The 6,090-nt window shown below is 33.9% G+C and carries 6 protein-coding genes and 1 pseudogene; 4 read left to right on the top strand and 3 right to left on the bottom strand.

Annotation, left to right across the window (positions count from 1 at the left end; translation table 11 throughout):
* The 3 genes and pseudogenes from RCH19_RS10840 to cysK all read left to right on the top strand — a co-directional run.
* Positions 1-174: pseudogene (locus RCH19_RS10840) on the top strand (IS982 family transposase); the annotation flags it as partial.
* A gap of 167 nt (positions 175-341) precedes the next feature.
* Entirely contained in the window at positions 342-1,178 is an 837-nt protein-coding gene (locus RCH19_RS10835; RefSeq protein WP_343023235.1) for a serine acetyltransferase, read from the top strand.
* A 5-nt stretch (positions 1,179-1,183) separates the two neighbouring features.
* Positions 1,184-2,098, top strand: a complete 915-nt coding sequence (cysK, locus tag RCH19_RS10830) for a cysteine synthase A (protein WP_343023234.1) — start codon at positions 1,184-1,186, stop codon at positions 2,096-2,098.
* Between the two features lie 386 nt (positions 2,099-2,484).
* Here cysK and RCH19_RS10825 read toward each other — a convergent pair whose 3' ends face one another.
* The 3 genes from RCH19_RS10825 to RCH19_RS10815 all read right to left on the bottom strand — a co-directional run bounded on the left by RCH19_RS10825 (position 2,485) and on the right by RCH19_RS10815 (position 4,908).
* Positions 2,485-3,009, bottom strand: coding sequence for a C40 family peptidase (locus RCH19_RS10825; RefSeq protein WP_343023233.1), 525 nt, complete (start codon positions 3,007-3,009; stop codon positions 2,485-2,487).
* Between the two features lie 242 nt (positions 3,010-3,251).
* A complete protein-coding gene (locus RCH19_RS10820) occupies positions 3,252-4,295 on the bottom strand; it encodes an RluA family pseudouridine synthase (RefSeq protein ID WP_343023232.1) in 1,044 nt (347 codons plus the stop codon).
* Positions 4,296-4,305: 10 nt separating this feature from the next.
* Entirely contained in the window at positions 4,306-4,908 is a 603-nt protein-coding gene (locus tag RCH19_RS10815; protein ID WP_121924406.1) for a PASTA domain-containing protein, read from the bottom strand.
* Between the two features lie 204 nt (positions 4,909-5,112).
* Here RCH19_RS10815 and RCH19_RS10810 point away from each other — a divergent pair, with 204 nt between their 5' ends.
* Positions 5,113-6,087, top strand: a complete 975-nt coding sequence (locus RCH19_RS10810; RefSeq protein ID WP_343023231.1) for a D-alanine--D-alanine ligase — start codon at positions 5,113-5,115, stop codon at positions 6,085-6,087.
* Positions 6,088-6,090: the final 3 nt, after the last annotated feature.

Here is a 6,090-nt window from a genome sequence, read left to right as displayed (position 1 = left end):
ACGCTGTTCTCTCAATTATGCGACCAATTCAAAATTAGAAATAATTACGCTAAGTCTTTTGATGGATTTAAAACCCGAATTTTAGCAAAAATAACGTCTCTAACTATGATTCAATATATTAATAAGTTCATATTTAACAGACCAATAAATAATATTAAAATACAAATCAATTAATTACACCCAACGGGTATTCTTCTATTTCTTAAATGGATTATAACATAATCCTGGGTTTTAAAAACATCTAAAATCTTAACAATATTTTACAAATCGTGCCAAAAAAGATTCCAATTGTAAACTATCTTTGTATTCTGAGTTATTTTACTCTCTAAATATGAAAATAAATGAATACTAACACTACTGACTTTGCAAATATACTTCATCAAAACCAACAAGAAAAGTGGATTAGAGCTATCGACTCTTCGAAAATTATAAGTTGGCTTGACGATTTATTTAGAATAATATTTCCGGAGAAAGCTTTAGATAGTGTACAAATTGAATTGTTACTAGAACAAAATAAAACACGTTTCATCGCTATTCTGACTGAAATCAATAAAGATGATACTACTTCTAAGAGTCGCGCAGTAGCAGACTCTTTTTACGTCCAGCTTCCTACTTTGTATTCATCGATGCAACAAGATGCGCAAGCTATATTGGATACTGATCCTGCCGCAGATTGTATTCAGGAAATTATCAACTCGTACCCTGGTTTTTTTGCGATAGAAGTCTATCGCATCGCCAACGCTATTTCTACTTTAACTAATTGCCTTCTGCCTCGTATACTAACAGAATATGCACATAGTAAAACAGGAATCGACATTCACCCAAAAGCAACTATAGGCGTGCCATTCATTATCGATCATGGAACTGGTATTGTGATTGGTGAAACTACAACAATAGGAAAACATGTTAGTATTTATCAAGGTGTAACTCTAGGAGCTTTGCAAGTTGAAAAAAGCATGCAAGAAAAAAAGCGACATCCTACGGTAGAAGATCATGTAATTATTTATGCTAATGCAACAATACTTGGCGGAAGCACAATAATAGGAAATCACAGTATCATAGGCGGAAATACTTTTGTGACCAAAAGTCTGAATCCTTACTCATTTGTGATGCAGTCTAACAAAAACACGATTTTGAACCAAAAAGAAATAAAAGAAATAAATTTTTTCTCAATATAATAATTATGAAATACAATAATATTCTCGAAACGATAGGCAACACGCCACATGTAAAAATAAATAGATTATTTGGAGATAATCAAAACGTCTGGATCAAACTAGAACGAGCAAATCCAGGAGCCAGCATTAAAGATAGAATTGCTCTAGCAATGATCGAAGATGCCGAGGAAAAAGGATTACTCAAAGAAGGCGGAACTATTATTGAAGCTACCTCAGGTAACACAGGAATTGGACTCGCTATGGTAGCAGCTGTAAAAGGTTATAAACTGATTCTAGTTATGCCTGAATCAATGTCAATTGAAAGACGCCGACTAATGAGTTTGTATGGCGCAGAATTTGTTTTAACGCCTCGCGAAAAAGGAATGAACGGTGCAATCGCAAAAGCTAATGAATTAGTAAGCGAATTAAAAAATGCTTGGTCGCCACTGCAATTTGAAAATCAAGTAAACATCGATATCCACAAAAAGACTACTGCTCAAGAAATTATCAAGGCGTTTCCTGATGGATTGGATTATTTAATAACAGGCGTAGGAACTGGTGGTCACATTACTGGTTGTGCTGAAATATTAAAACAACATTTTCCAAATCTTAAAGTTTTCGCGGTAGAACCAGAAGATTCTCCTGTTATCAACGGTGGAAAACCTGGTCCGCATCCTATTCAAGGAATTGGCGCTGGATTTATTCCTGCAAATTTACATACTGATTTATTAGATGGAAGCATTCAAGTGAGCAAAGACGAAGCTTTCACCTACGCACAAAGAGCCGCAAAAGAGGAAGGAATGTTTGTTGGTATTTCTTCTGGAGCATCTTTAGCCGCTGTAGCTAAAAAGTTAAGTGAAATTCCTGAAAACTCAAAAATATTGACATTTTGTTATGATACTGGAGAACATTATTTGAGTGTGGAAGGATTGTTTGTGTAATTCCTTTATAGAAAAATTAGTAAAACAATTGTAATCATTTTAAAGAATATCAGCAACGTTTTAGGCTTACTAATAAAAATAACCTTCGTAAATAGTCTTTTTCAGAACGGCATTTGCGGAGGTTTATACTTTTTACAAACTTTTAAAAAAAGAATAATTTAAAAAATTAAAAACACAGAATACGCTACAGTTAAACTATTGAAAGTAGAAATAGTGTTTGAAGTTATACTTAACAACAAGTTTAATCAAAATAAAACATCTCTATTTGTTGTTTTAAATTTAAAAAGATTTCGCTTTTCATTTTAATCTTAATTGCCAGAGAATTTTACTTTATCAATCACATTCGGAAAGAAAAAGAATGACTACACAATACAATTATATCCAAATTACAAAACCCGTACTGCTTTTACAAATCTTTTTGCATAACCAGGTTTTTTTAAACTAGTGATCATAACTTTCATTTCTCTACCTGAAGAGGCGTGTATAAAATCACTATCCAAGCCTTTTGGATTTGTGACAACACCTACATGACCTACAACATTTCTGGTCGGACTTAAAAACAGTAATATATCTCCTTTTTGAACTTCGTCAATAGCAATTTCTTTCCCAAAATTTTTAAACTGTGAAGAGCTCCGTGGAACTTTGATATTAAATTGATTAAAGATAAAATAGACAAATCCAGAACAATCAAAACCTTTAGCACTGCATCCCGCTGTCACATAAGGCGTTCCTAACAATCCTCTTCCAAAATTGATAATTTTATCTCTTAGCGGAACATCTTTTTTAAATGTAGCAATTAAAGTGTCTTTACCATTCATAGTATATTCCGACTTTGCACACACTCCTATTATAGAAGAGGAATAAGCTTGAGTACAAAACAGTATTACTATGAAAGTTAAAACTGTTTTCAATTTTAAAAAAGCAAAATTTTTATGTGTCATATAAAAAACCTAAATGAAAATTATTTATATAAAATCAAAAGAGATATTACTCTCTACAATTGAATAAGATGTGAAAATTATATATTTTAACGTTTCTAATCTATTTAAATTGCGTAATTAAATTTAAAAGATGCTAGAAAGCTAAATTTGGATAAAGAGAAATCCGCTACAAAAGCCATAAAAAAAAGCCCCTTTACGGAGCTTTTCTAATATTAATCTTCTACTTGATCAGTCCCGTGAGACTTCGAGTAATTTCTCCATTTTTCAATGCAGTCTTCTAAATCTTTTGGAAGTTCTGTATCAAAACGCATTAATTCTCCCGTTGTAGGATGTACAAATCCAAGAGTTTTAGCATGCAAGGCTTGCCTTGGTAACGCTTTGAAACAGTTGTCTATAAATTGCTTGTATTTAGTAAACGTAGTTCCTTTCAAAATTAAATGACCACCATAACGCTCGTCATTAAAAAGAGGATGTCCTATGTGCTTTAAATGCGCGCGAATCTGATGTGTTCTACCCGTTTCTAGTTGGCACGAAATCAAAGTCACATACCCAAAACGTTCTAAAACTTTATAATGAGTAATAGCAGGTTTCCCTATTTCTGGATCAGCAAAAACAGCCATTTGCATGCGATCTTTCAAGTGACGCGCTAAGTTCCCTTCAATCGTTCCTTGATCTTCCACTACATTTCCCCAAACTAAAGCTACATATTCCCTCTCAGAAGTTTTAGCTTCAAACTGTTTAGCAAGATGCGTCATAGCAGCTTCAGTTTTAGCAATAACTAATAACCCTGAAGTGTCTTTATCAATTCTATGCACTAATCCCGGACGCTCACTGCTATTCATTGGCAAGTTATCAAAATGATATGCAAGCGCATGAACTAGAGTTCCCGTGTAATTCCCGTGACCAGGATGCACTACCATTCCAGGTAATTTGTTTATCAACAGCAAAGTATCGTCTTCGTAAACAATATCCAGCGGAATATTCTCTGGAATAATATGATTTTCATAAGGAGGATGAGTAAGCATCACACGAACTACATCATTAGCTTTTACCTTGTAATTTGATTTTACTGTCGCATCATTTACAAAGATATTTCCTTCAGTTGCGGCAGTTTGTATTTTATTGCGAGTCGCATTTTGGATTAATCCCATCAAGTATTTATCAATTCGCAAAGCCGCTTGGCCCTTAGGAACTTCAAATCTAAAATGTTCATATAACTCGTCTTCTAAATCTATTGTATCTACAGTATTGTTCATTAAATGGTGTTTATTCTATTGGCGCAGTTATCGTATCCGCAGCATTTTCTTCTTCCTGGTAACTCATTTTTCCGTCGCCTAAAACCAAATCAATTTTAGATGATTTAAGAACTCTATCGCCTACTTTCAGGTTTCGTCCTTTAAAACGCATTTCTAGCACCATATCCTTACCTAAATTAGGAACGTAAGTTACAGTTCCTTCATCAAGTCCTAGTGCTTTCAATGTTGGCACTGCTTCACGATACGTTTTTTCAATTAAATCAGGAATCCTAACAGATGAAAACCCAGAAGTATTGATTTTGATGTATATTTTTCGACCTACTTTAACCATAGTTCCAGGCGTAGGATCTTGCTCCACCACGCTAAATTGAGGAAATTCACTTCTATAATCTACGCTATCTAGTAGCACATAATCTAAATCCAAATCATCTAATTTGCTTTGCACTTGCTCCTCGGTAAGCTTACGCAAATCAGGCACTGCAATTTCGTGACCATGATCAGTTGTAAAAGTCAACCAGTGCATAAACAGGTAAATCAATGTGGCTAAAATGGCAAAAGCAATTAATACTTGCACTAAAAAAACACGGCTAGTAAGATACTTACGTAAACTCATAAATTTATTTTTATATGTCGCAAAGATAAAGCTATTTCGTTTCAAAAAAAATGATAATTTTGTTTAATGCTTTTTAAGATTAATACTAATGGATTTTAGGAGCTGTTTCCCGCTATTCGTTACAATCCACGCCCAAAAGCGTGGGATTTTCACTTCTATCGGGGCTAAAAAACGAATCGTTTTCATAACTTATATATTTTAAAAATGAAGAACATTGCCATCATCATGGGCGGATATTCCAGCGAATATAAAATCTCACTAATCAGCGGAAACGTAGTTTACGAATTTCTGGATAAAACAAAATACAATCCATTCCGCATCCACATTTTTAAAGAGAAATGGGTATACGTCGATGCTGATGACGCGGAATTTCCTATTGACAAAAATGATTTTTCAACAACTGTTCAAGGAAATAAAATAAGTTTTGATTGCGTTTTTAATGCTATTCATGGTACACCAGGAGAGGACGGATTAATGCAAGCGTACTTCGAACTTTTAAATATCCCTCAAACATCATGTGATTATTATCAGGCGGCATTAACCTTCAACAAACGCGATTTATTGTCTGTTTTAAAACCGTACGGAATCAAAACGGCGACTTCGTACTACTTAAACAAAGGTGACAAAATCAATAAAGACGAAATTGTAGCTAAAGTGGGTTTGCCTTGTTTTGTTAAACCTAATAAAGCAGGATCGAGTTTCGGAATTTCTAAAGTAAAAACCGCTGCTGAATTACCTATTGCTATTGAAATCGCTTATAAAGAGGACAACGAAATCATTATAGAAAGTTTCCTTGACGGCACCGAAGTTTCTGTTGGAGTCATCAATTACAAAGGAAAAGTAACTGTTTTACCAATCACTGAAATTGTTTCTGAAAATGATTTTTTCGATTATGAAGCGAAATATCTTGGTAAATCTCAAGAAATTACACCAGCCAGAATCTCAGATGAAATGACTGAAAAAGTAGGCGAAATAGCAAAACGAGCTTATGAAGTTTTAAAAATGAAAGGCTTCTCTAGAAGTGAATTTATTATAGTAAATGGCGAGCCTTTTATGCTAGAAATGAATACTATTCCGGGATTGACAACTGAAAGTTTGATTCCACAGCAAGCACAAGCAGCCGGAATTTCACTAGAAGATTTATTTAGTAATGCTATCGAACTAGCTTTAAACAATTAAATT

Origin of the sequence: Flavobacterium sp. PL12 (assembly GCF_039123485.1) — a bacterium.
GTDB lineage: Bacteria > Bacteroidota > Bacteroidia > Flavobacteriales > Flavobacteriaceae > Flavobacterium > Flavobacterium weaverense.
This window is presented reverse-complemented; position numbering and strand designations above follow the sequence as displayed.

Coding starts and splice junctions, on each gene's coding strand:
- RCH19_RS10835 (WP_343023235.1), top strand. CDS start 342: ATGAATACTAACACTACTGACTTTGCAAATATACTTCATCAAAACCAA.
- cysK (WP_343023234.1), top strand. CDS start 1,184: ATGAAATACAATAATATTCTCGAAACGATAGGCAACACGCCACATGTA.
- RCH19_RS10820 (WP_343023232.1), bottom strand. CDS start 4,295: ATGAACAATACTGTAGATACAATAGATTTAGAAGACGAGTTATATGAA.
- RCH19_RS10815 (WP_121924406.1), bottom strand. CDS start 4,908: ATGAGTTTACGTAAGTATCTTACTAGCCGTGTTTTTTTAGTGCAAGTA.
- RCH19_RS10810 (WP_343023231.1), top strand. CDS start 5,113: ATGAAGAACATTGCCATCATCATGGGCGGATATTCCAGCGAATATAAA.